2 protein-coding genes and 1 pseudogene are annotated in these 2,536 nt (G+C 46.5%); all 3 read right to left on the reverse strand.

Features of this window, described 5'->3' with window-relative positions; translation table 11 throughout:
* Positions 1-64: 64 nt before the first annotated feature.
* A pseudogene (gene istB, locus L1283_RS28355) lies at positions 65-773 on the reverse strand (IS21-like element helper ATPase IstB).
* A gap of 20 nt (positions 774-793) precedes the next feature.
* Complete coding sequence (locus L1283_RS28360) at positions 794-1,336, reverse strand: hypothetical protein (RefSeq protein ID WP_286850784.1); 543 nt, start codon at positions 1,334-1,336, stop codon at positions 794-796.
* On the reverse strand, positions 1,284-2,339 hold the full coding sequence (gene istA / locus L1283_RS28365) for an IS21 family transposase (protein WP_286850771.1): 1,056 nt from the start codon (positions 2,337-2,339) through the stop codon (positions 1,284-1,286). Before istA ends, L1283_RS28360 begins: the two co-directional genes overlap by 53 nt.
* Positions 2,340-2,536 lie beyond the last annotated feature (197 nt).

The raw sequence follows: 2,536 nt of genomic DNA on the forward strand, positions 1-2,536 counted from the left end.
TGTAAAGTCCAAATGTAAAGCCGTAACGCAATGCTCTGTGAATCAATGTACCTTTCAATGGACTTTACATATCCATATTGTTGTCATAGCCATTCATTTCCATTCTATGCGCATCATGAACTATACGATCCAATATCGCGTCGGCAATGGTTTTATCACCTATCACGTCATACCAGGCGCTAACCGGTAGCTGAGAAGTGATGATCAGAGAGGTTTTACCATGTCTGTCCTCAATAATTTCCATCAAGGCAGCCCTGCTTTGCGCATCGAAGGGCTGTATGGCGAAGTCATCCAATATAAGCAGCTGCTGCCGTTCAAGTTTTGCAATTTCCTTGATATAAGTTCCATCTGCCTTAGCCATTTTAAGTCTGGCAAAGAGTTTTGGGGTACTCGCATATAATACCCGATGCCTGATAGCCCAGCGCGGTTGCTATATAGCTCTTGCCAATGCCGGTGCTTCCTGTGATCAGCAGGTTTTCGTTCCGCTGGACAAAGGTACAGTCTGCCAGCCTGTTCATCAGATTTCGGTCAATATTGCGCGAGGCTTCATAATTGACATCTTCAACAGCCGCCTTGTAGCGGAACTTGGCATAAAAGATCTGTCTTGCTATACGCCTGTTGTGCCGGTCATCCCATTCTGCATCGACAAGCTGAGCGAGCAGTTCATCTCCTGTATACTGATCGTAGCGCCCGCTTTCCAGACAATTTTTGAAGGCATGGTACATGCCATGGAACTTTAGTTTCCGTAATTTTTCAAGTGTGTTGGTATTCATTCCGATTACTGTTTATGTTATTATTTATAATATTCCTCTCCTCTGATATTGCCGTGTTCCGGCATTGGCAGTTCATCCGCAAAGGGGCTGTCCTGGTATTCGTCCATCCTGTTGGCAAGGATCGTCTGCACGGTCTTATAGCTATAGATACCGTAACTCAGTGCCCGACCACATGCTTTTGCCAGACGTTCGCTGCCAACTTTTTTTTGAAAGCTTAGTATACCGGAACACGACCGATAGGCCTGTTCTGGATGCTGTTTACGTTCCAATATTCCCTGAATGTACATTTTCACATCATCACCTATGGACTCCGCCCATTCCAAGAAGCGTTCCGGTGTCCATTCGCTCACAAAGCGGTGGGAAGAGACTAGATGTGTCTTGTCGGTTGTATATCCATAAGCGGCCTTATCCCTGATATGTATGGCAATACGCTCATAATGATAGAATACCTCAAGCCGGGTGTGTGAATAGAGCATTTTCACCTTTTTACCAATAAAACGATATGGCACGCTAATGGCGGTCTTCACCAAGACAGATATGCCCGGTTTTGGCCACGGTAGCATAGTGGAGTTTTTTGAACTCGTAACGTGATATGGGAAGTCCGCCCAGAGAAGCGCGTTCAATCTCTTCAAACTGCGTCCGACGGCTATAACTGCGCCCTTTGAGCAGGTAATTGTTATGGAGTTCCAATTGATAGCGGATTGCGGCATTGAGCTCCTGCAATGTATGATAGGTGTTCTTGCGCAATGGGGCGTAGATCCTGTTGTATATGATCTTTACGGCTCCTTCCACCAGTGCCTTGTCACGGGGACGATTGGCCCTGGCCGGTAGCACGCTGGTCTGATAATGGTCAGCAAAGTCCGAAAAAGTCTCGTTCAATGTGGGTTCATAACGATTGCTACGGGTGACCGCTGCTTTCAGGTTATCCGGCACGATAGCGGCAGGAACACCTCCAAAGTAATGGAGGGCATTTTCACAGGCGCATATCAGGCTTTCTTTGCTCTGATCCCGGACTGCTTCGACATAGGTGAGCTGGCTGGCTCCAAGAATGGCGACGAATACTTCCACGTCCTGGATCTCTCCGCTGGAGGCATCAACGACCTGTAGCTTTTTCCCGGCAAAGTCAATATAAACCTTATCTCCGGCTTTATGGTCCAGATGCATAACGGGGTTTACAATAGCTTTCCATTGATTATAATAAAAGCAAAATTGGGTATACTGTAGCCCTTCGGGAAATTCTTTCATGTAGGCTTCCCACAGCAGTTTTCGGGTGACCCCGGGGCGTTTGAGCTCTTTGTCAATATGGGGAAGGCAGCGCTGCAGAGCTTGAAGGCGTTTGTCGGGCTTGCGTTCGTTGCTCTTGCCGAACAGGTCTTCCAGCTCTTTATCTCCTAGTGTGTTCACTTCTTTAAAGGTAAACCCGCTCTGCTGAAAGAACTTAAGGTACTTCTTTACGGTATTGCGCGATACGCCCGCCTGTATGGCGATAGCCTGTTTGCTACGTCCATGATCATGAAGTCTCAGTATCTGTCTTATTTTGTTCATGCTGATCGTCGTGTTGGCCATAATCTTAGGGTTATTCTTCCCCAAAAATATGGTTACAGCTACAGCTCCCAAACTAACGGCGACAACTGGTCAGTTTCGTCCGAAATACCATGGTCATTTTCCGGTTCTTCCCCACTTTTGGTGGTAATACCATCATATTTGTCTTCAATTAGCGTTCATATTTTAATGAATGCATCAAAACTTGTTTTTTCGGACGA

Source organism: Sphingobacterium sp. HSC-15S19, assembly GCF_050433745.1.
Lineage (GTDB): Bacteria > Bacteroidota > Bacteroidia > Sphingobacteriales > Sphingobacteriaceae > Sphingobacterium > Sphingobacterium siyangense.